Below are 20,737 nucleotides of genomic sequence, written 5' to 3' on the forward strand. Positions count from 1 at the left end.
GAAAGACCGCCAGAGGGCAAGAACCGTTCCGATAGCAGCCAGCCGATGCCAAAGACAGCCTATGCCATTCCCGCCGCAGAAGCGGCGGACGCCGCGCCAGCGCTCAAGTCCACTTCGCCTGCCGTGGTGCGCGCGGTCCAGGTGATGGACGCCGTGGCGTCAGCGCCGGAGCCGCTGACGTTGGCCGACCTGACCCGGCTGACCGGCGCGCCCAAGAGTTCGCTGCACGGCATGTGCGACACGCTCGTCCAGCTTCAATTGCTCAAGCGCCTGCCGGGCGGAGCGATGGCGCTGGGACCACATGTGATGAGCTGGGCCAATGCCTTCCTGTCGCAGACGCAGATCACGGAAGAATTCCGGGCGCTTTGGGACGAGACCGACGCCTTTCACGACGCCACAGTCACGCTGTCGATGCTCGATGGCGCCGAGGTGGTGTACCTGGCCTGCCAGAATGGCGACCGCCCGTTGGGCGTGACCTTCCGCATCGGCATGCGGCTGCCCGCGCCATATACGGCCACGGGCAAGGCCATGCTTAGCACCGTACCGGCGGCGGAAGTCAGGCATCTGTTCGATGGGGGGATGCCCGTGCCGCTGACGCGCGCGAGCGTGGCCACGGTCGCGGCGCTGGTGGATGAACTCGAACAGGTTCGCGCACTCGGGTACTCGATTGACAACGGCCAGATGCGCGATGGCATGACTTGCTTTGGCGCACCCGTGTTCGACGCCACGCGTTCGCGCGCGGTGGGCGCCATCGCGGTCAGCTACCTGACCAGCGAGATCGATGCGCCGACCGGCGAGCAAATCGGCGGACAGGTCCGTGCGTTGGCTGACCAGCTTTCCGCGCGGCTCGGCGCCGGTCGCCTGTCGCGCGCAGTGGGCTGATACAGCGGCCAACGCCGGCAAACGCGGCGCGACGCTTTCGTTTCGTTTGCGCCGAGTCAAAGGCCCACCATCAGCGTATCGCTAGCATCCGGGAACTCCCTTTCCGGACCCGATGCGATGAATCCACCCTTGGCGGCGCCCGTGCGCCGCCCTCAACTTGTCGCACCCGCAGGCTCGCTAGCAGCGCTGCGCATGGCGCTGCAGCACGGCGCCGACGCGGTGTATCTGGGCCTGCGCGATGCCACCAACGCGCGTAACTTCGGCGGTCTGAATTTCAGCGAGGACGATATCCGTACCGGTGTGGCCGAGGCCCACGCACGCGGTGCCGAAGTGCTGTTCGCTATCAACACGTTCGCTCAGATGGGCCACGTCGAGCAATGGCACCATGCCGTCGACGCGGCCGCCGCGCTCGGCGCGGATGCGGTCATCATGGCCGACCCCGGTCTGATTGCCTATGCCGCGAAACGCCATCCGTCCCTGCGCATCCATCTTTCCGTGCAGGGCTCTGCCACCCACGCCGATGCCATCGAGCTGATGCGCGAGCAGTTCGGCATCCGGCGCGTCGTGCTGCCGCGCGTGCTCACGGTCACGCAGATCGCGAAGCTTGCCCGGCAGACCGATATCGAACTCGAAGTCTTTGGATTCGGCAGCCTCTGCGTGATGGCGGAGGGCCGGTGCCTGCTGTCGTCCTACGCTACCGGCGACTCGCCCAATAACAAGGGCGTCTGCTCTCCGGCCCATGCGGTGCGCTGGGATGAACAGGACGGCACGATGCAGGCGCGACTGTCCGGCATCCTGATCGACAGCTACGCCCCTGGCGAGCCGGCGGGCTATCCGACCCTCTGCAAGGGCCGTTTCACGGTCGAAGGCGAGCGCGGCTACGTGCTGGAGGAACCGACCAGTCTCAATGCGGTATCGCTGCTGCCCACGCTGATCGACATTGGCATCGCCGCGATCAAGATCGAAGGCCGGCAGCGCAGCCCGCGCTACGTCGCCGACGTGGTGGGTGTGCTGCGCGCGGCCATTGACGATGCATACCGCGATCCGAAGCGGTTCGCGCCGCGCCAGGAATGGCAGGCCACGCTGGGACGCCACGCCGAAGGCGACCAGGTCACGCAAGGCGCGTACGAGCGGCCCTGGCGCTGAGCGGCGTCCAACCATCACAAGCCAGGACTCCACATGGCAATGCCCACACAGCAATCTCCCTTGTTTCGAATTTCCCTCGGCCCCTTGCTTTACTACTGGCCGCGCGCGACGGTGCTGCAGTTCTACGCGTCAGTCGCGGACAGCCCCGTCGACCGTGTCCATCTCGGCGAAGCCGTCTGCACGCGGCGGCACGAACTACGCCATGCGGACTGGCTCGAAATCGCGCAGATGTTGCGCGAGGCAGGCAAGCAGGTGGTGCTGTCGACGCCGGTGCTGGTCGAATCCGACAGCGATATCGCTGTCATGCGCCGGGTTTGCGGGCAGGACGACTACCTGGTCGAAGCCAACGACCTTGGCGCGGTGCGCTGCATGGGCGGGCGTCCGTTCGTGGGCGGCCCACACCTGAACGTCTATCAGGGCGACACGCTGGCATGGCTGGCATCGCTTGGCGCGGTAGGTTGCACGGTGCCGGTCGAAATGGATGGCCGCACGATGGCCGCGCTGGCCGCGGCGCGCCCGGCGGGTCTTGATCTGGAAGCACTGGTCTGGGGGCGTATGCCGCTGGCGTTCTCCGCGCGCTGCTTTACCGCACGCCATCACCGTCTGCGTAAGGACGCCTGCGAATTCCGCTGCCTGGACTATCCAGACGGGCTGGTGGCCGACACGGGCGAGGGGCAGGCGTTCTTCACGCTCAATGGCATCCAGACGCAGTCGGCCACTTGCCTCGACCTCTGCGCCGAAGTGTCGCGGATGGCGGAGGCCGGTGTTGGTCTGATGCGTGTCAGCCCTCATTCCACAGGCACTTTCGAAGCGATTGCCCATCTCGATGGCATTCGCCACGGAATGCCGGCGGCGCCGAGTCCGGTCATGCCTGCGGACGCGGCACCCAGTAACGGGTATTGGACGGGCAAGCCGGGCATTCGATGGATTGAGAGCGAGGAGGCTACGGCATGACGATGCTGACCGGATTGATGTCGCGGGTGCACCGGCACATGCCAGCGCCCGCGCGCGCGTTGCCCTTCGTGTTGGCCGTGGAGGCCATGCGCCGCTCGGGATGGCTGGAGCCGCCGGCCGCGCTGAATGGCCATACTTTCCGGCTGACGGTCGAGGATATCGGCTTGGAAGTGCGCTTTCGATGTGTCGATGGCCGGTTTGCGCCGGGGCCGTTCGATGGTTCCGCGTCGGACCTGACCTTGCGCGCCAAGGTGGCGGACTACCTTCGCCTGATCAGCGGCGATGCCGACACGGACACGCTGTTTTTCCAGCGCCGCCTGTCGATCAGCGGCGACACCGAACTGGGGCTGGAAGTCAAATACTGGCTGGATGCCGCGCCACGCCCGACGTGGGTAGGGCCATTCGCCGCGCGGTTGTCCGTGCTGTTTCCCGCGCCGGCCTCGGCGTCCTGAATGGAATCCTGAATGGAAGATTAAGGCCAGCGCAAGCGGGCGGGCGAGGGCTCAGACCCTCGCCGGAATATTGCCGTAGCGCGTGCCGCGTTGCTTGAAGCAATGGCTGGCACGTAGTACAGCGTGCGGCATGGCGGCTAGCCCGTCAATCGCATCGAAGCGCGACAGCGTCATCTCGAGTTCGTGCATCCCGCGTGCGTGCACCATGGCAAAGAGGTTGTATTGCCAGTTTGGGAGGCGTCGGGGGCGTCGGTAGCACAGCGTGACGTGCGGCAGGCTGGCGATGCGCATCCCGATGGCATCGACGCGCGCATCGGGCACATTCCACACGCACATCGCATTGTGCGAATACCCAAATGGCCGATGGTGCAGGATGACGCCAAAGCGGCGGATCACGCCATTCTTGCGCCACTGCTGCAGGCGCTGCAGCGTCTCGGCCAGTGGCAAGCCACAGCGCTCGGCCAGCGCGTGATAGGGCTCCGGCGTCAGAGACAGGCCAGGCTCCAGCGCGGCCACCAGACGCCAGTCGCACTCGTCCATCTCGGGCTTGGGCACGGATGCTGGCGGTGCTCGCCGGGTTGGTTTGCTGGCCGCCCGGCCCTTGCCGAGTGGAAAGCCGAGGTCGATGTGATATTCGCGTTCGAGTGGCAGATCAATCGGCTGGTACCCCACGTCGTCGGCGATGTGCTGCAGCACGGCATCGAGCATCGTGCGATCGCGCGCGCCGGCGACGAACCAGAGGTTGTAGCGATGACCGGTACGGGCATAGTTGTGACTGATTGCCGGGTCCGCGTTCAGACGTTCGGCCACCTGCTTCATTTCATTGGGCGGCACCGCCAGCGCGGCCAGCGTGCTGGTCCCGATCGAATTGGGGGCGAACACCGCGCCGATGCGGCTGATGCGTCCGTTCCCGAGGTCTCGTGCAAGCAGGCTCAGTACCGTTCGCTCGGAGAGGCCGAGTAGTGATGCCGCGCGCTGATAGGGGCGGGTGTCGAGCGGGAAATCGTGCTGAATGCGGTCGTAGAGTTGGGTGTCATCAAACATGGCGACGATCGGGGCTATCCACTTGGATTGGCCCGGGCGCCAGGTGTCAAAGCCGAAGCATCAAGGCCGATGCGGAGGCCGCGAGTCCGAGGAGGGACTGATGTCGCCCGAGACATGGGGGCATCATCGTGAAGTTCCGCGTAGTCACGGTTGACCGGTGTCAACGGAGGCGGAGATGCCGTGTCCCGCGGCCGCAGATGCAAGCGCGCAGCGTGCTGGCAGGCAGGAGTCCAAACTTGGGGTGGAAGCGTTCCTGATCTACATTGACCAGTTCCGGCGTCGTGTTATCGGCAGGGCTGCCTAAATCTTGTGCAGTCCAGTGCGGTGCCGTACATAAAGGGCTAGCGCGAACCGCTCAGGCAGGATATCCACAGAACCTGTGGATATCCTCACCGCCCACAGGGTCATACCCGGGGCGGGACGGCGCCTCCCGGCTTTCGCTTCATCGTCGGTCAACTGTCATCTTCGTACGCCCTATGCGTCTGAACCGGTCCGCTGCCGTGCTCTGTATCCCCTGCGCTCTCGTGCTGGGCGGTTGCGTGAGCCATTATCGGGTACCGCCCGACGCGCCCTACGCGATGGTGCGGGTGACGACCAGCACCGACGACCGTACGACCTTCAGCGTGCTGGACCCCGCAAGCTGCCCCAAGGCACCGTGGCCGCTCGTGCTGGCGGGAACCGGAAAGCAATTGGCCGCGATGGGGCGCGACGGAGAGCTGGATATGGTCGGAAGCTCCCCGGAACCGCCGTCACGAACGCGCGAGCGGAAGGTAGCGGTGGATAAGCGGATTTACGTGGCCGTGACGTCGACGGCTGCGCCCCCGGCCGAGGAGGTTCGTTGCGCGGCGGGGGTGTCTTTCATCCCGCGAACGGGCGCGCAGTACGAGATCCGGTACACGAGGGATGAGACCGCCCAGCATTGCTCGGCGCGGGTGCTCCGACTGGAGCCAAGGGGGGATGGGGGCGCGAATGTCGCGCCCGAGCCAACGCAACTCGGATTCCGGGCGTTGCGTAGCGAATATCTTTGCGGGGCGCGCTGAGCAGCGCGCCTCATGCGGCAGCCCGGCGTTTGCCGGACTGCCCGCTGAACTCTCTTACGCCTGTTCGATCAGGAAGCGCTCGGGGCGCTTGCCGAGCCATGCCGGCGCGCGGCCACGGCCCGACCAGGTCTTGCCGGTTTTCGGGTCAAGGTACTTCGGCGGCAGGGACGACGTCTTGCGTGCCACGGTGGCGCCGCTGGCCGGACGACCGCGACGGCGCTTGGGTGCGATGTCCTCGACGGTCAGATCATAATCGGCCATCAATTGGCGAATTTGCTCGATCACGCCAGCCACTTCATTGGCGCGAACTTCATTGAGCTTGGCTTCGAGTGCTTCTTTTTCCGCTAGCAACTGCTTGTAGGTCGGCATTTTTGGATCCCCGATAGATTTGTGGCGGAATGTTACAGGACATCGCAACGCACCCGCACAACAAAAATATTACAAAAAATATCTGAAAAAGCACGGGTTAAACGCTAATTTGCGAACGAAAAATTCGCTTTGCATCGCGTCTATTAGACATATGGCGCAGGCAAGTCCGCCCATTATTGTGATTGGGTTGCGCGCTGCGGCGGAGGCGGATAGCCATCGGCGCCGACCGGCATCCTAACCAAAACGCGGCAAGATAGCCACCCGGGATTTTATGGCGCTGTATCCGGGCAATCTGGATAAGCAGCTGAGGGAGGTTGAGTCACCCGGATTCCAATCCACGATTGACGAGTCATCGTGGTCAGCGAATGGCGCCGATGATATTTCTGTCGGGTTTTCGAATGGCGCTGTATCGATTCTTCGGAGCTTTCCGATACGGTGCCGACAATAACTAACAGGAGAACGAGGGGAAGAAAAAAGCCTCCGGGGGGAAAGTCCCCGGAGGCTGGCAAATCCACCGGTCATCCCAGGTGGAGGAGACAAGATTCTCGGTGATGGGTGCGATCAGATCGCCCAGCCACCTGCATAGAACGCGGCCAGCGCGACGGCAATCGCGACCGTGCCGATATTGAGCTTGCGCCATTCGCCCGAGACGATGCGGCCGATCACCAGCGTGCAGAAGCCGAGCATGATGCCGGTGACGATGTTGCAGGTCAGCACGATGAACACGGCGCAGACCAGGCCCGAGAGCGCGTCGACCAGGTCATCCATGTGCAGGCGCGACACGCTCGATAGCATCAGCAGACCCACGTACATCAGCGCGGGAGCGGTGGCGTACGACGGCACCAGCCCAGCCAGCGGCGAGAAGAACATCACGGCCAGGAACAGCGCGCCGACGGTCACGGCAGCCAGGCCGGTGCGGGCGCCCGCGGCCACGCCGACGGTCGATTCGATATAGGCCGCAGCCGGGGCGCCGCCGAAGAAGGCCGAGAAGATCGAGCTCACGGAGTCGGCGGTCAGTGCGCGGCCACCGTTGTGGATGCGGCCTGTGGCGTCAAGCTGGTTGGCCTGACCGGCCACCGCGCGGATCGTGCCGGTGGCGTCGAAGACGGCGGTCATCACCAGTGCCAGCACACTCGGCAGCACCGCGGCGGACAGCGCGCCGCGAATATCCATGGCGCCAATCAGCGAGGTGTGACCCGGCGCGGAGAGCGTCGGCAGCGCGAAGATGCCGGTGAACTTGACCGCTGGATCGAAAACAAGCCCGAGCGTCGAGATCGCCACGATCACCAGCAGGATGCCACCCGGCACGCGGCGACGCTCAAGGCCGAAGATCGCGGCCAGTCCGAGGATCGACATCATCACCGGGAAGGCGGTGATATTGCCGAGCGAGACGGGCAGTCCGGGTCCGGGGTTCTTGATGACGAGGCCGACTTCGTTCGAAGCGATCAGCAGCAGGAACAGGCCGATACCGATGCCGGCGCCGTGTGCCACGCCTGCCGGCAGGTTACGCAGGATCCAGGTGCGCACGCCGGTCACCGAGATCGCGGTGAAGACCACGCCCATCAGGAACACGGCGCCCAGCGCCACGGCGGGGGACAGATGCTGGCCCAGCACCAGGCCAAAGGCCATGAACGCGGTCAGCGAGATCGCGCAACCAATGGCAATCGGCAACTTGGCCCAGAGGCCCATCAGTAGCGAGCCAAATGCGGTGGTAAGGCAGACGGCGACAAATACCGCGCTGGTATCGAAGCCGGCCTTGCCGAGCATCCCAGGCACGACGAAAACGGCATACACCATCGCCATGAAGGTGGTGATGCCGGCGACGACCTCGCGGCGCTGCGTGCTGCCGCGCGCGCTGATCTGGAAGTACTGGTCGATTTTGCCTTGGGCAGTGGGGGGCGCGGCATCCGTGTCCGCGACGGACGGATAGGGCTGTTCGATCATGATGTTGTGTCTCCTTGCAGGGGGCGCTGCGCGCGTCCGCGTACGGATCGGGCGTCAGCCTCGTCTCACATGGTTCCGGGTGTGAGGGCGGAGGTCCCGTGGGCATCGGGCAAGGGGTGCGGTCGCTCTTTCCTCGGTGTCCGGCCCTAGGGCCGGGGCCGGTCAGCCACCTCTGATGGGCGGGATCCGGCGAGGCTCAAAGGTAGGCGAGCGTGACGTTGTCTTCATCATCGAGCGAACATGCGGAACATGCCCGGGGCTGAATAACCCCGGGTTTGCAGTGCATTGCGAGGCTCAGGGATTTCCCTTGGTGCGCGTGCGACGGCGTTCGGGGAGCGGTATGCGTCACAAGCGCGCCATGGACGCGTCACTGGTACGTCATTCGAGCGCGGGCGCTGCGCCCCGGGTCGTGCCGGAGGCTAAAGGTTGAAGGCTCCCCGCCGTTAGTTCCTCGGCAATACCCGTATTCACCCCATCCAGCGGAGCTAGAGCATGACCAGCGCGATGAGAGACATCGACGAGCGCACCAACCTGACCAACAACAACCAGTTCGAGTTGCTGTTGTTCCGACTGGGTGATGCGGCACACACCGGGCAGTCCGAACTGTTCGGCATCAATGTGTTCAAGGTCCGAGAAATCCTGGTGATGCCGCCGGTGACCAGCGTGGTTGGCGCGGAGCCGTCGATCCTGGGCATGTCCGATATCCGTGGGCAGGTGATTCCGGTCATCGACCTGCCGCGCCTGCTGGAATGCAATCCGAAGTCGGGCCTGAACATCATGCTCGTGACCGAATACGCGCGGTCCACGCAGGGCTTCGCGGTGGAAGCGGTCGAGGAAATCGTCCGCCTGGACTGGAACCAGGTGATCTCCGCCGAGACCAGCGTGAAGGGCGGGCTGGTGACCAGCATCGCCAAGCTCGATGCGGGTGGCGAAAATCCGCGCCTGGTGCAGGTGCTGGACGTCGAGCAGATCCTGCGCGACGTGTTGCCTTCGCGCCAGCCGGACGTGGATCCGTCGACCGTCGGCCCGGCATTGTCGATCCGCCCCGGCAGCAAGATTCTCTGCGCGGACGACTCCGCGCTGGCGCGTGGTCTGATCGAAAACGGCCTCAAGGCAATGGGCGTTCAAGTCGTGATGACCAAGTCCGGTCAGGAAGCCTGGGACATGCTCGGCGAGATCGCCGACCTGACCGCCAGCAAGGGCGCCACGGTCCGCGACGAGATCGCGCTGGTGCTGACCGATCTGGAAATGCCGGAGATGGATGGCTTCACCCTGACGCGCAAGATCAAGGCCGACGCCCGGCTGAAGTCGCTGCCGGTGGTGATCCACTCATCGCTCTCGGGCGAGGCCAGCGAGGAGCACGTGCGCAAGGTTGGCGCCGATGCGTATGTGTCGAAGTTCCTGGCGAAAGATCTGGCCGATACGATTCGGGGTGTGCTCGCGCGGCATCCGTGATGCCGTGCTGAATGGCGTTGTTGCCGGTTGATGCGCCACGGGCTGGCGCATCAAGCCCTCGCGCCGGCTTACAGCCCCAGCACGATCTTTCCGCCCTTCGTCGCTCGCGAGCAGCAGGCCATCATCCGGTTGTTCGCTTCACGCTCGCCGCGCGTCAGCACGACGTCGCGGTGGTCGATCTCGCCGGCCAGCACGCGCACTTCGCACGATCCACACAGGCCTTCCTCGCAATCGCTTTGCACGTCGATGTTCGCGGCGCGCAGGGTGGCGAGCAGCGTCTGGTCCGGAGGGACTTCAAGCGTAAGCCCCGAGTCCTTCAGTTCGACCGTAAACGGCTGCTCCCTGGAGGGATCGAGCGTTCCAAGTTTCGAACTGAAGTGTTCCACGCGCAGCGAATCCTCGGGCCATGTCGCGCACAAGGCTTCCAGCGCCTCGATCATCCGGGCCGGTCCACAAGCGTAGATCTGCGTGTTCGCATCGGGTGCGCCGAGCACTTGCGCGAGATCGGCGCGCTGGCCTTCATCAGCGGCATGAATCCGCACGCGATCGCCATGCAGGGCGCGCAGGTCATCGATCATCGCCATGGAGGCACGGCTGCGGCCGCAATAGTGGAAGGTGTAGTCGACGCCCAGTTCTTTCGCACGCCTTGCCATGGCGCTGACCGGAGTCACGCCAATGCCACCGGCGATGAAGATCGCGCGACGGCAGGTCTCGTCGAGCCGGAAGTGATTGCGCGGGCCGCGCACCTTGAGCTTGTCGCCTGCGCGCAGGCTGGCATGAATCCACGCCGATCCACCACGGCTTTCGGGCTCGCGCAGCACCGCGATCTCGAAGGCGCTGGTATCGGCGGGGTCGCCGCACAGCGAATACTGGCGCGAGATGCCGGTGTGGCCGCATTCGACGTCGATATGCGAGCCCGGCGACCAGCGCGGTAGCGCGCGACCATCGGGCGAAACCAGGCGGATCCTCACCACACCCTGCGCGGCCGTCTCGACGCGCTCGACAACGAGCGTGCGGCCGGTGGTGCCGCCAGTCGGTTCGCCGATGCGGACCGCATCACGTGGCGCCAGCACCGTCGGATCGGTCCGTTCGGGGTTGCGTGCCGGCTCCCATTCGACCCAGAGATGCTCCGGGCCACGGAACGAGGTGTTCGGCACGTAGGTGAAGCGCTGCCCGGCCAGACGCATATGAGGCAGCCGGCTGGTCAGTTCCTCCAGGAAGATCTGCATCTCCATGCGCGCGAGGTTTTTGCCCATGCACTGGTGCGAGCCGTAGCCGAACGTAAGCTGGTCGCTGGCATTGTCACGATGGATATCGAACAGATCGGCATCGGCGAAATGATGTTCGTCATGGTTGGCCGACGACGTGACGATCAGCAATTTGCTGCCAGCCGCGAGCGACATGCCGCCCACTTCGGTGTCGCGCGTGACAAGGCGCCGCCAGGCGGCCACCGAGCCGTTGTGCCGCAGGCATTCTTCCACCGCGTTTGGAATCAATGCCGGGTCTTCGCAGATCTCCCGCCAGACATCGGGATGTTGCAGCAGCAGCTTGATCGCGTTGGCCGACGCATTGGCCGTGGTCTCGTGCGCGGCCACGATGCCGGCCATCATCATCGAGTGCAGGTACGAATCGGTGACCACCTCGGGCAGTTCGCGCTGCTTGCGCAGGCCGTACTGCATCCAGCCCGGGCCGGATGGATCTTCGCGCATCTTGTCGAGAATGCGGCCGGCCAGTTGCCAGAAGTTGCCCACGGCGTGGGCCACGGCCACCTGCTCCTCGGGCTTCGGGCGGCCCCATGTATTGACCGTATGGGCGATCGAGTACTGGCGCAACAGGTCCATGTCTTCCTCGGGCACGCCGAGGAAATGCAGCGCCACCGTCAGCGGCACCTCCCAGAGCATCTCGTCCACCAAGTCCGCGCGCCCGGTGTCGATGAAACGGTCGACATACTCGCGTGTGAGTTTGCGCACCATCGGTTCGTGGTGGGCCAGTTCGGCGGGTGTGAACGGCTCCATCAACGCGCGGCGGCGCGGCATGTGCGCGGGCTCGTCTTCGTTGACGAGCGTGCGATTCATCGCGTAGCCGTACGAGGCCAGCACCGCATTGGCCGCCTCACCCGTGGGCGTGATCTTCTCGAGCGCAATCGACGGGCTGAAGGTGATGTTGTCGCGGAAGATCGCCTTGATGTCGTCGTAGCGCGTCACCACCCAGTAGCCGAGCTTCGGGCTGTAGAACACCGGCTCCTGCGCGCGCGACCAGCGCACGTACTCGGGCGGGTCCTGCTGGTAGCCGTCCTCGAAGGGATCGAACGCCGCCGCCTGGTGGCTGACCGGGCAACCGTTGGGCGCGCGCAGGGCGCTGTGGTCGATCGGGCAGCTTCCACTGCTGGCGGGTGCGTTCGTCTGCGGCATGGTTCAGTCCAGCGAGATTAGTCCAACGTGATCTTCAGATCGTGAATCAGCTTGGTCCAGCGCGTGCTCTCGGCACGCAGCAGGTCGCTGTATTGCGTGGGGGAATTGCCTACCGGCTCCACGCCGAAATCCACCAGCTTCTTGTTGATGGCGGGGTCCTTGATCGACGCCACCACTTGCTTGTTCAGCGTGGCGATGACATCGGGCGGCGTGCCGGCCGGCACGACCATCCCGACCAGCGCGGCGGCCTCGACATTCTTGTAGCCAAGTTCCGCGAACGTCGGCACGTCAGGCAGTTGCGCCAGACGGGTGGGATTCGCCACGGCCAGCGGGCGTACCTTGCCACCCTTGATGAAGCCCGCGCCGGCGGCGTAGTCGACCATCATCGCGGGAATCTGGCCCGCGGCCACGTCGGAGAGAGCGGGGCCCGCGCCGCGATAGGGCGCGTGTGTCATCGTCAGGTGCGCTTCCACCTTGAGCAGTTCCATCGCCAGATGGTGAGGGCTGCCCGCGCCGGCGGAACCATAGTTGATGCCACCGGGCGCGGCCTTGACCTGTGCGATGAATTCCTGCGCTGTCTTCGCGGTGCTACCCGGTCCCACCACCAGGATCATCGGGAAGCGGCCAATCAGTGTCACCGGCGCGAGGTCGCGGGTAGGGTTATAGGACAGCGTCTTGTACAGCACGGGGTTGAATACCAGCGTGCCGTTGTCGGCGGAGAGCACCGTGTAGCCGTCAGCGGGCGAACGTGCGGTTTCCGATGCGCCGATCGCCGTGTTGCCGCCGGGCTTGTTGTCCACCACCACCGGCTGGCCGATCTTTGCCGACAACCCCTGTCCGATCGTGCGTGCCAGGAAATCCGAACCACCACCGGCTGCATACGGCACGATCCAGCGGATCGGCTTGGTCGGATAGCTATCGGTGGCATGTGCCGCGCTGGCGGCAAATGCCATGGACGTCACAGACACAATGGATGCAGCGAACAGCGCTGCAGGCTGAGAGGGGCGCATCAGGTTGTCTCCTTGGTATTTGGCCGGATGGTATTTGGCCTGTTTTGCGTAAATCATATACGCATTGCGTAATCATTGAATGAGGGTTAACCGCAGACGCCATGCCAAGGACACCCGCCATGCCAGCCATACCTGCCGAATCCACCCCCGCGCCGCGCCCGCGAGCGCGGCGCCAGCGCGTGCAGGCTGCCGAAACCGGCATGGCCGTGCTCAAGGGGCTCGCCCGCCTGGGTGGCCGCGCCAGCCTGACGGCCATCGCCGCGCAACTCGACGAAAGTCCGGCCAAAGTGCACCGATATCTGGTGAGCCTGATGGAGGAAGGGTTTGTGGCGCAGGAGGCAGGCACGCAGCAGTACCACCTCGGGATCGAGGCGCTGCAGATCGGGCTGGCCGCGATGCGGCAGGCCGATCCGCTGCGGCTGTCGGAAGCCGCCCTGATCCGCCTGCGCGAGCGGCTGGAAGTGACCTGCTTTGTCGCGGTGATGGGAACCCGCGGGGCGACCATCGTACGCATCGAGGAACCGGGTTTGCCGGTCACGGTGAACGCGCGCGTCGGCTCGGTAATGCCGTTGCTGTCTTCGGCCACCGGACGCGTGTTTCTGGGGCTGCTCGATGAATCCAGCGTGGAGGCACTGGCGCAGGAGGAACTGCAGATGCTGCCGCCTGACCGCAGGGCGCTGCTCGATGCTGTCGATCCGCTCGGCAAGTTGCGCGAGCCAGTTCGCGCGCAAGACTGCGCATCGGTGCGTGATACGAATCTGAAGGGCATCAGCGCCGTGGCGGCGCCGGTGCGTGACTACACGGGCCGTGTATGCGCGGTGCTGACGGCGTTGGGCGCGACCGGTGGGTTCGATCCTTCGATCGACGGACCAGTCGGCCGCGCCGTGCGCGAGGAAGCCGCGGCGATCAGCGCGTTGCTGGGCTACGCCGCGTAATGTGCCACGTGATACGCCTTATCCGGTATTAGTCCGGATCATTCAGGGCGCTTCGGGATATTGACCGCGCGTTGCACGGCCGGGCGGGCCACGAACGCATCGAGCACGCGCGTGACGTCGGGGAAGTCCTGAATGCCGACCAGATCGCCGGCTTCATAGAAGCCCAGCAGGTTGCGGATCCACGGAAAGGTGACCATGTCGGCGATCGTGTAGTCGTCGCCCATGATCCATTGGCGCCCCTTCAGGCGTTCATTCAGCACATTCAACAAGCGGCGCGACTCGCTGACATAGCGGTCACGCGGACGCTTGTCCTCGAAGTCCTTGCCGGCGAACCGGTTGAAGAAGCCAACCTGTCCGAACATCGGGCCGATGCCGCCCATCTGGAACATGACCCACTGGATCGTCTCGTAGCGCAGAGCCGGATCGGCGGACATGAACTTGCCGGTCTTCTCGGCCAGGTAGAGCAGGATCGCGCCTGATTCCCACAGTGCCAGCGGCTTGCCGCCGGGGCCATTCGGGTCGAGGATGGCCGGGATCTTGTTGTTCGGATTCAGCGACAGGAATTCCGGCGTCATCTGGTCATTCTTGTCGAAGCGGACCAGATGCGGTTCGTAGGGGAGGCCGGTTTCCTCGAGCATCAGCGATACCTTGATGCCGTTGGGGGTATTCAGCGAGTACAACTGCAGGCGATCCGAATGTTGCGCCGGCCATCGCTTGGTAATGGGGAAGGCGGACAGGTCTGCCATGAGATCCTCGTAACGTTGAAGGCTAGACGAGGATGGTAAACGCTTCGGCGGAAGGTTGCCGGAGCCCCCGGTCACCCGGGGGCTTCGGTATGCCGTGCTATTCGGCCGATGCCGGGGCCAGAGGCCGCGTCGCCGGTGAATCGTCCGTTTCGATCTCCGGCAGGGCCGGGAATTTCATTTCGGCATACGGCACGAAGTGCGTCTTGCGCACGAGCCGGTAGCCGAGCCAGATCAGCAGGAAGATCGGAATGCCCACATAGGTAGCCGTCACGGCCACCCAGTCGATCTTGCCTTCGCTGAAGGCCTGGTAGTTCTGGCCGAGCGTGACGATCATGCACAGCGCGAACGCGAAGATCGGCCCATACGGAAAGAATGGCGAGCGATAGGGCAGGCGGTTCAGGTCGAGGCCCTGCGCCATAAAGCCCCGGCGAAACCGGTAGTGGCTCACCGCGATGCCCAGCCACGCAATGAAGCCGGTCATGCCCGACAGGTTCAGCAGCCACAGGTAGACCGACTTGCTTTCGAACAGCGACGTCAGGAAGCACAGGCCACCGACGGCCGTGGTGGCCAGCAGCGCGACCAGGGGCACGCCATTGCGGGTGAGTTGCGCGAAGATACGCGGCGCGCGGCCCTCGGTGGCCAGGTTGTAGAGCATCCGCGTGGACGCGTACATGCCAGAGTTGCCGGCCGAGAGCACGGCAGTCAGGATCACGGCGTTCATCACGCCCGCGGCAAACGCAAGACCCGCATGGCGGAACACCAGCGTGAACGGGCTTACGCCCACGGTTTCCACGTCGGTCTTGAGCAGGCTGGGGTCGGTGTATGGAATCAGGATGCCGATGATCAGGATCGCCAGCACGTAGAACAGCAGGATGCGCCAGAACACCTGACGCACCGCGCGCGGGATGTTCTTGGCCGGCTCGTCGGATTCCCCGGCGGCCACGCCGATCAGTTCGGTGCCCTGGAACGAGAAGCCCGCGATCATCGCCACCCCGATCATGGCGGGCAGGCCGCCGACGAACGGCGCATCGCCGATGCTGAGGTTGGCCAGTCCGCCTGCCTGGGAGAAATCGCCGCGCATGATGCCGAAGATCATCAAGGTGCCGATGACGATGAAGGCGATCACCGTGAGGACCTTGATCAGCGCGCACCAGTATTCCGCTTCGCCGAAACCACGCACGGAGATCGCGTTGAGCGCGAACATGAGGCCAAGGAACAGGGCGCTCCAGAGCACGCCTGGCGTGTCGGGGAACCAGTACTGCATGACTAGCTGCGCCGCGGCCAGCTCCACGGCGATCGTGACGGCCCAGTTGTACCAGTAGTTCCAGCCAAGCGCGAAACCGAAGCCCTCGTCGACGTACAGCGCGCCATAGGTGGCAAAGGACCCGGACACGGGCATGTACGCGGCCAGTTCGCCCAGGCTGGTCATCAGGAAGTAGACCATCGCGCCGATCAGGATGTAGGCGGCCAGCGCGCCGCCGGGGCCGGCCTGGGCGATGGTGGCGCCCGAGGCGACGAAGAGTCCGGTGCCAATCGACCCGCCGATGGCGATCATGGTCAGATGGCGCGCGCGCAGTTCGCGGCGCAGGCCGGGAACGGGGACGGCTGGTGTTGTATTGGTATTGGACATAGGCTGCCGGCCATGGAGGTGGGCGGCATCATAAGACAAAAACGCCGGACGGGAAAAGAACAAGGCCACCCGAGGGTGGCCTTGTGACTGCAAAGGCGTGCTTTAGGCGATTCAGCCCTTCAGCCCTTTAGCACCTGCCCGATGGCGTTGGCGACGACGCCCACGTTGCGCTCGTTCAGACCGGCCACGCACATGCGGCCCGAGCGCAGCACGTACACGCCGTGCTCGTTCTTCAGGCGGTCGACCTGATCGGCCGACAGACCGGTGTACGTGAACATGCCGCGCTGGGTGATGTAGCGCGAGAGCTTTTCGCCGCTCACATGCTCACGCAGATGGTCGTGGATGGCCTGGCGCATGCGGGTGATGCGCTGGCACATCGCGGCCAGTTCCTGCTCCCAGTTCGCGCGCAGCGCCGGCGTGGTCAGCACACGGGCCACCACGCGAGCGCCGTGGGTCGGCGGGTTGCTGTAGTTGGCGCGCACGGCGCCGGTAAGCTGGCCCAGCACACGGCTGGCTTCGTCGGCGCTTTGGCAGACCACCGAAAGGCCACCGCAACGCTCGCCGTACAGCGAGAAGTTCTTCGAGAACGAATTGGCCACCAGGCAGGGCACATTCTGGCGGGCCAGTTCGCGCACGGCGAAGGCGTCATCGTCCAGGCCCGAGCCGAAACCCTGGTAGGCCATGTCGACGAACGGCAGCAGCTTGCGCGCCTTAAGCACGCCGATCACCTGGCGCCACTGGTCCTGGTTCAGGTCGACGCCGGTCGGGTTGTGGCAGCACGCGTGCAGCAGCACGATGTCGCCTTGCGGGATCGCTTCGATCGCGGCAAGCATCGCGTCGAACTTCAGGCCGCCGGTGGCCGGATCGTAGTACGGGTAGGTGTTGACCTTGAAGCCGGCACGCTCGAAGACCACGCGGTGATTCTCCCAGCTCGGATCGCTGATCCACATCTCCGCCTTCGGGAAGTAGCGCTTCAGGAAATCGGCGCCGACGCGCAGCGCGCCCGAGCCGCCCAGCGTCTGCAGCGTGGCGACGCGGCCTTCGGCGCGGGCGGCGCAATCCTCGCCGAACACCAGCGCCTGCACGGCCTGACGATACGCGGCCATGCCGGACATCGGCAGGTACGGGCGCGGACCCATGTCAGACAGCAGCGCGGCTTCGGCTTCCGCCACGGCCTTCATCACCGGCAGGCGGCCTTCGTCGTCGAAGTAGATGCCGATGCTCAGATTGACCTTGTTGGTACGCGGGTCCTGCTGGAAGTCCTCGTTGAGCGAGAGGATCGGGTCACCCGGAAAGGCTTCTATATGTTCGAACATGGGATGCGTCTGGCTGTTTGGTTCAGGAGGGCGGCGGCCCGGAGGCCGCACCGGCAATTACTGGATCTGGGCGCTGGCGGCGGGCATGGCCGAACCGGCCTTTTTCTGCCGGAGGCGATAGCTTACGCCAAGTACGCCCAGCCATACCGGAATCAGGTAGACCGAGATGCGCAGGCCAGGCGTCAGGAACATCACCACGAGGATGCCTGCCAGGAAGGCCAGCGTCACGTAGTTGGTCAGCGGGTAGCCCAGGCTCTGGAAGCGCGTGGTCTTGCCGGCGGCCGCCTTGGCGCGACGGAACATCAGGTGGATGATGCTGATCATCGCCCAGTTGATGATCAGGGCCGAGACCACCAGGCCCATCAGCAGTTCGAAGGCCTCGCCGGGCATGAAGTAGTTGATCACCACGCAGATGCCGGTGGCGATGGCCGAGACGGCCAGCGCGGTCAGCGGAATGCCGCGGCGGTTCACGCGCATCAGCGAGCGCGGGGCGTTACCTTGCTGCGCCAGGCCCAGCAGCATGCGGCTGTTGCAATAGACGCCGCTGTTGTAGACCGACAGGGCGGCGGTCAGCACCACGATATTGAGCACGGTGGCTACCACGTTGCTGTTCATCGCGTGGAAGATCAGCACGAACGGGCTGCCGCCGGTCACGACCTTTTCCCACGGATACAGCGACAGCAGCACGGCCAGCGCGCCGACGTAGAAGATCAGGATGCGGTAGATGACCTGATTGGTCGCCTTCGGGATGCTCTTCTCGGGGCTGTCCGCTTCCGCAGCGGTGATGCCTACTAGTTCGAGGCCGCCAAACGAGAACATGATCACAGCCATGGCCATCACCAGGCCGCTGAAGCCGTTCGGGAAGAAGCCGCCGTGTTGCCACAGGTTGGCGATGCTGGCGTCGGGGCCCGCGGTGCCGGTGGCCAGCAGGTAGCCGCCGAAACCGATCATGCCGACGATGGCCGCCACCTTGATGATCGAGAACCAGAATTCCATCTCGCCGAACGACTTCACGCTGGCAAGGTTGATCGCGTTGATGATCAGGAAGAAGGCCAGCGCGGAAATCCATGTCGGAATGCCGGGCCACCAGTACTGGACGTAGATGCCGACGGCCGATAGCTCGGCCATGCTGACGAGGATGTAGAGCACCCAGTAGTTCCAGCCGGACATGAAGCCGGCGAAGTGTCCGCAGTACTTGTTGGCGAAGTAGCTGAACGAGCCGGCGACGGGCTCGTCCACGACCATTTCGCCGAGCTGGCGCATGATGAAGAAGGCGACCACGCCGGCCAGCGCGTAGCCCAGCAACACCGAGGGGCCCGCCAGCTTGATGGTCTGGGCGATGCCCAGGAACAAGCCGGTGCCGATGGCGCCGCCCAGCGCGATGAGCTGGATGTGACGATTCTTCAGGCCACGCTGGAGCGTGCCTTGATTGTCGGGAGCGTGCATGAGTTGTTTCCTCTACCCATTCTTGTGGAATGTCGGGCGCGTCTCTCTTGAGGCGGACGCTTGTCAATAAAGCGCGCCGGCGTGGGTGACGCCGGGCGCAGGGTGCGCGCCGCCATCCGGGGGGGATGCCGGCGCAAATCTGTTTCAAGCGGGGAGGCGGGGGCGAAAGCCCCCGGAAGATCAGACCTTCAGCGTGCCGCGTTCGATCTGGTCGCGTTCGAGCGATTCGAAGAGCGCCTTGAAGTTGCCTTCGCCGAAGCCATCGTCGCCGGAGCGCTGGATGTATTCGAAGAACACAGGGCCGAGCACGGTCTTCGAGAAGATCTGCAGCAGCAGGCGCGGCTTGCCGCCTTCTGTCGTGCCGTCCAGCAGGATGCCGCGGGCCTTGAGCTGGTCCACCGGCTGGCCATGGCCTGGCAGACGGGTGTCCAGGGCCTGGTAGTAATAGTCGTTCGGTGCCGTCATCAGTTCGACGCCGGCCATCTGCAGGCTGTCGATGACTTCGACCAGGTTGTCGACAGAGAAGGCGATGTGCTGGATGCCTTCGCCATTGAACGCCATCAGGAATTCCTCGATTTGGCCGGCGCCCTTCGACGATTCTTCATTCAGCGGGATGCGGATCTTGCCGTCCGGCGCGGTCATCGCCTTCGAGGTCAGGCCCGTGTATTCGCCCTGGATGTCGAAGTAACGGATTTCGCGGAAGTTGAACAGGCGTTCGTAGAAGCTCGCCCAGTACGCCATGCGGCCACGGTAGACGTTGTGCGTCAGGTGGTCGATCAGCTTCAGGCCGTGGCCCTTCGGGTGGCGGTCCACGCCCTCGATGAATTCGAAGTCGATGTCATAGATCGACTTGCCGTCTTCGAAACGGTCGATCAGGTAGAGCGGCGCGCCGCCGATGCCCTTGATCGCGGGCAGGCGCAGTTCCATCGGGCCGGTAGCGATTTCCACCGGCTGGGCGCCCAGCATCAGCGCGCGGTTGTAGGCCTGGTGGGAATCCTTGACGCGGAATGCCATGCCACAGGCGCTCGGGCCGTGCTCGGCGGCGAAATAGGCGGCGGGGCTATGCGGCTCGTTGTTGACGATGAAATTGATGTCGCCCTGGCGGTACAGCACGACATCCTTCGAACGGTGACGGGCCACCAGGGTGAAGCCCATTTTCTCGAACAGCGGTTCCAGGACGTTGGGCGTGGGCGAGGCGAATTCAACGAACTCGAAGCCCATCAGCTTCATCGGGTTTTCAAAGAGGTCGGCCATGGTCAGTGCTCGGGGGCGGATGCGGGGGTGGAAATAATATTGCGGCGGGGAAACGGATTGGGGGCACCCGGAGGCGCTTCCCACGCTGCTCGACATGCGAAAAGTTTATATGCCGGCCAGCTAAATAGGATTTCCTTAGAGGCGCAGGAAAACCCTCGGATATGAGATAAGATTTCGTCAAACGGCTAGTTTGGGAAACGAAAATGCAACATCCGGAACTTGATCGCACGGATCGCCGCTTGCTGGGCGTGCTGCAGGAAAACGGCCGCGCGTCCAATCTGGAACTGGCTGAGGCCATCAGCCTGTCCCCCGCGCAGACTTTGCGGCGTCACCGCCGCCTGGAGGAGGGCGGCATCATCAAACGTTACGAGGCGCGGCTGGATAGTTCGGCACTTGGCTTCGGCGTCACGGCGTTCATCCATGTGACGATGGAGCGCGGCCATATCCGCGATCTGTCCAAGTTCAAGGGACTGGTGGCCGAACTGGCGCAAATCCAGGAGTGCTTCTCCGTCACCGGAGATATCGACTACGTGCTGAAGGTGGTGGCCAAGGACCTGAAGTCCTTGTCTGACTTCCTGCTCGACACCCTGATGCGCATCCCGGGTGTGAGCGGGGTGAAGTCGAGCGTGTGCCTTGACGAGATCAAGTGCACGAGTGCAATGCCGCTGGAGATCTAGACAGGTTCCGGTCCCCAGTCTTCGGC

17 protein-coding genes are annotated in these 20,737 nt (G+C 64.5%); 7 read left to right on the forward strand and 10 right to left on the reverse strand.

Annotated features, from left to right (window positions below; all coding sequences use genetic code 11):
* Positions 1 to 45: 45 nt before the first annotated feature.
* The 4 genes from RN01_RS20085 to RN01_RS20100 all read left to right on the forward strand — a co-directional run bounded on the left by RN01_RS20085 (position 46) and on the right by RN01_RS20100 (position 3,434).
* A complete protein-coding gene (locus RN01_RS20085) occupies positions 46 to 882 on the forward strand; it encodes an IclR family transcriptional regulator (protein ID WP_017513160.1) in 837 nt (278 codons plus the stop codon).
* Positions 883 to 999: 117 nt separating this feature from the next.
* Positions 1,000 to 2,028 (forward strand): peptidase U32 family protein, encoded by a 1,029-nt coding sequence (locus tag RN01_RS20090; protein ID WP_024570513.1) that lies wholly within the window; start codon positions 1,000 to 1,002, stop codon positions 2,026 to 2,028.
* 33 nt (positions 2,029 to 2,061) lie between these two features.
* Positions 2,062 to 2,982 (forward strand): U32 family peptidase, encoded by a 921-nt coding sequence (locus RN01_RS20095; protein ID WP_024570514.1) that lies wholly within the window; start codon positions 2,062 to 2,064, stop codon positions 2,980 to 2,982.
* The gene (locus tag RN01_RS20100) at positions 2,979 to 3,434 is read left to right on the forward strand and encodes an SCP2 domain-containing protein (protein WP_024570515.1); all 456 of its coding nucleotides are present in this window, start codon (positions 2,979 to 2,981) and stop codon (positions 3,432 to 3,434) included. The genes RN01_RS20095 and RN01_RS20100 overlap by 4 nt, the downstream gene beginning before the upstream one ends.
* 51 nt (positions 3,435 to 3,485) lie before the next feature.
* On the opposite strand, the gene RN01_RS20105 is transcribed toward RN01_RS20100, so the two are convergent.
* The 3 genes from RN01_RS20105 to RN01_RS20120 form a co-directional block, all read right to left on the reverse strand.
* A complete protein-coding gene (locus tag RN01_RS20105; protein ID WP_024570516.1) occupies positions 3,486 to 4,478 on the reverse strand; it encodes an Lrp/AsnC family transcriptional regulator in 993 nt (330 codons plus the stop codon).
* 1,094 nt (positions 4,479 to 5,572) lie between these two features.
* The gene (locus tag RN01_RS20115; RefSeq protein ID WP_008651043.1) at positions 5,573 to 5,887 is read right to left on the reverse strand and encodes an H-NS histone family protein; all 315 of its coding nucleotides are present in this window, start codon (positions 5,885 to 5,887) and stop codon (positions 5,573 to 5,575) included.
* 561 nt (positions 5,888 to 6,448) lie between these two features.
* Positions 6,449 to 7,831, reverse strand: coding sequence for an NCS2 family permease (locus RN01_RS20120; protein ID WP_017513075.1), 1,383 nt, complete (start codon positions 7,829 to 7,831; stop codon positions 6,449 to 6,451).
* Between the two features lie 492 nt (positions 7,832 to 8,323).
* Between RN01_RS20120 and RN01_RS20125 the strand changes: the two genes are divergently transcribed.
* On the forward strand, positions 8,324 to 9,286 hold the full coding sequence (locus RN01_RS20125) for a chemotaxis protein (protein ID WP_008651045.1): 963 nt from the start codon (positions 8,324 to 8,326) through the stop codon (positions 9,284 to 9,286).
* Between the two features lie 68 nt (positions 9,287 to 9,354).
* Here RN01_RS20125 and RN01_RS20130 read toward each other — a convergent pair whose 3' ends face one another.
* Positions 9,355 to 11,697: a cytochrome P450/oxidoreductase gene (locus RN01_RS20130; RefSeq protein WP_017513076.1), complete on the reverse strand. Its 2,343-nt coding sequence runs from the start codon at positions 11,695 to 11,697 to the stop codon at positions 9,355 to 9,357.
* 17 nt (positions 11,698 to 11,714) lie between these two features.
* A complete protein-coding gene (locus tag RN01_RS20135) occupies positions 11,715 to 12,650 on the reverse strand; it encodes a Bug family tripartite tricarboxylate transporter substrate binding protein (RefSeq protein WP_369799875.1) in 936 nt (311 codons plus the stop codon).
* A gap of 176 nt (positions 12,651 to 12,826) precedes the next feature.
* Between RN01_RS20135 and RN01_RS20140 the strand changes: the two genes are divergently transcribed.
* Positions 12,827 to 13,642 carry an IclR family transcriptional regulator gene (locus RN01_RS20140; protein ID WP_035835892.1) on the forward strand — a complete coding sequence of 272 codons (816 nt, stop codon included), beginning with the start codon at positions 12,827 to 12,829 and terminating at the stop codon, positions 13,640 to 13,642.
* Positions 13,643 to 13,680: 38 nt separating this feature from the next.
* On the opposite strand, the gene RN01_RS20145 is transcribed toward RN01_RS20140, so the two are convergent.
* The 5 genes from RN01_RS20145 to hppD form a co-directional block, all read right to left on the reverse strand.
* The gene (locus RN01_RS20145) at positions 13,681 to 14,388 is read right to left on the reverse strand and encodes a glutathione S-transferase N-terminal domain-containing protein (protein WP_017515107.1); all 708 of its coding nucleotides are present in this window, start codon (positions 14,386 to 14,388) and stop codon (positions 13,681 to 13,683) included.
* A 97-nt stretch (positions 14,389 to 14,485) separates the two neighbouring features.
* Positions 14,486 to 16,018, reverse strand: coding sequence for an amino acid permease (locus RN01_RS20150; RefSeq protein ID WP_017515108.1), 1,533 nt, complete (start codon positions 16,016 to 16,018; stop codon positions 14,486 to 14,488).
* Between the two features lie 119 nt (positions 16,019 to 16,137).
* Positions 16,138 to 17,334 carry an amino acid aminotransferase gene (locus RN01_RS20155; RefSeq protein WP_024570519.1) on the reverse strand — a complete coding sequence of 399 codons (1,197 nt, stop codon included), beginning with the start codon at positions 17,332 to 17,334 and terminating at the stop codon, positions 16,138 to 16,140.
* Positions 17,335 to 17,391: 57 nt separating this feature from the next.
* Entirely contained in the window at positions 17,392 to 18,780 is a 1,389-nt protein-coding gene (locus RN01_RS20160) for an amino acid permease (RefSeq protein WP_024570520.1), read from the reverse strand.
* Positions 18,781 to 18,960: 180 nt separating this feature from the next.
* Positions 18,961 to 20,034: a 4-hydroxyphenylpyruvate dioxygenase gene (gene hppD / locus RN01_RS20165; protein ID WP_017515300.1), complete on the reverse strand. Its 1,074-nt coding sequence runs from the start codon at positions 20,032 to 20,034 to the stop codon at positions 18,961 to 18,963.
* Between the two features lie 203 nt (positions 20,035 to 20,237).
* Between hppD and RN01_RS20170 the strand changes: the two genes are divergently transcribed.
* A complete protein-coding gene (locus RN01_RS20170) occupies positions 20,238 to 20,711 on the forward strand; it encodes an Lrp/AsnC family transcriptional regulator (RefSeq protein WP_008651063.1) in 474 nt (157 codons plus the stop codon).
* The last annotated feature ends 26 nt before the right edge of the window (positions 20,712 to 20,737 follow it).

This window comes from Cupriavidus sp. SHE, from assembly GCF_000812445.1.
GTDB lineage: Bacteria > Pseudomonadota > Gammaproteobacteria > Burkholderiales > Burkholderiaceae > Cupriavidus > Cupriavidus metallidurans.

Bases quoted from the DNA above. Each gene is read 5' to 3' on its own strand.
- RN01_RS20170 (WP_008651063.1), top strand. From the start codon at position 20,238: ATGCAACATCCGGAACTTGATCGCACGGATCGCCGCTTGCTGGGCGTG.
- RN01_RS20150 (WP_017515108.1), bottom strand. From the start codon at position 16,018: ATGTCCAATACCAATACAACACCAGCCGTCCCCGTTCCCGGCCTGCGC.
- RN01_RS20100 (WP_024570515.1), top strand. From the start codon at position 2,979: ATGACGATGCTGACCGGATTGATGTCGCGGGTGCACCGGCACATGCCA.
- RN01_RS20155 (WP_024570519.1), bottom strand. From the start codon at position 17,334: ATGTTCGAACATATAGAAGCCTTTCCGGGTGACCCGATCCTCTCGCTC.
- RN01_RS20145 (WP_017515107.1), bottom strand. From the start codon at position 14,388: ATGGCAGACCTGTCCGCCTTCCCCATTACCAAGCGATGGCCGGCGCAA.
- RN01_RS20115 (WP_008651043.1), bottom strand. From the start codon at position 5,887: ATGCCGACCTACAAGCAGTTGCTAGCGGAAAAAGAAGCACTCGAAGCC.
- RN01_RS20160 (WP_024570520.1), bottom strand. From the start codon at position 18,780: ATGCACGCTCCCGACAATCAAGGCACGCTCCAGCGTGGCCTGAAGAAT.
- RN01_RS20135 (WP_369799875.1), bottom strand. From the start codon at position 12,650: ATGGCATTTGCCGCCAGCGCGGCACATGCCACCGATAGCTATCCGACC.
- RN01_RS20120 (WP_017513075.1), bottom strand. From the start codon at position 7,831: ATGATCGAACAGCCCTATCCGTCCGTCGCGGACACGGATGCCGCGCCC.
- RN01_RS20090 (WP_024570513.1), top strand. From the start codon at position 1,000: ATGAATCCACCCTTGGCGGCGCCCGTGCGCCGCCCTCAACTTGTCGCA.
- RN01_RS20140 (WP_035835892.1), top strand. From the start codon at position 12,827: ATGCCAGCCATACCTGCCGAATCCACCCCCGCGCCGCGCCCGCGAGCG.
- RN01_RS20125 (WP_008651045.1), top strand. From the start codon at position 8,324: ATGACCAGCGCGATGAGAGACATCGACGAGCGCACCAACCTGACCAAC.
- hppD (WP_017515300.1), bottom strand. From the start codon at position 20,034: ATGGCCGACCTCTTTGAAAACCCGATGAAGCTGATGGGCTTCGAGTTC.
- RN01_RS20130 (WP_017513076.1), bottom strand. From the start codon at position 11,697: ATGCCGCAGACGAACGCACCCGCCAGCAGTGGAAGCTGCCCGATCGAC.
- RN01_RS20095 (WP_024570514.1), top strand. From the start codon at position 2,062: ATGGCAATGCCCACACAGCAATCTCCCTTGTTTCGAATTTCCCTCGGC.
- RN01_RS20085 (WP_017513160.1), top strand. From the start codon at position 46: ATGCCAAAGACAGCCTATGCCATTCCCGCCGCAGAAGCGGCGGACGCC.
- RN01_RS20105 (WP_024570516.1), bottom strand. From the start codon at position 4,478: ATGTTTGATGACACCCAACTCTACGACCGCATTCAGCACGATTTCCCG.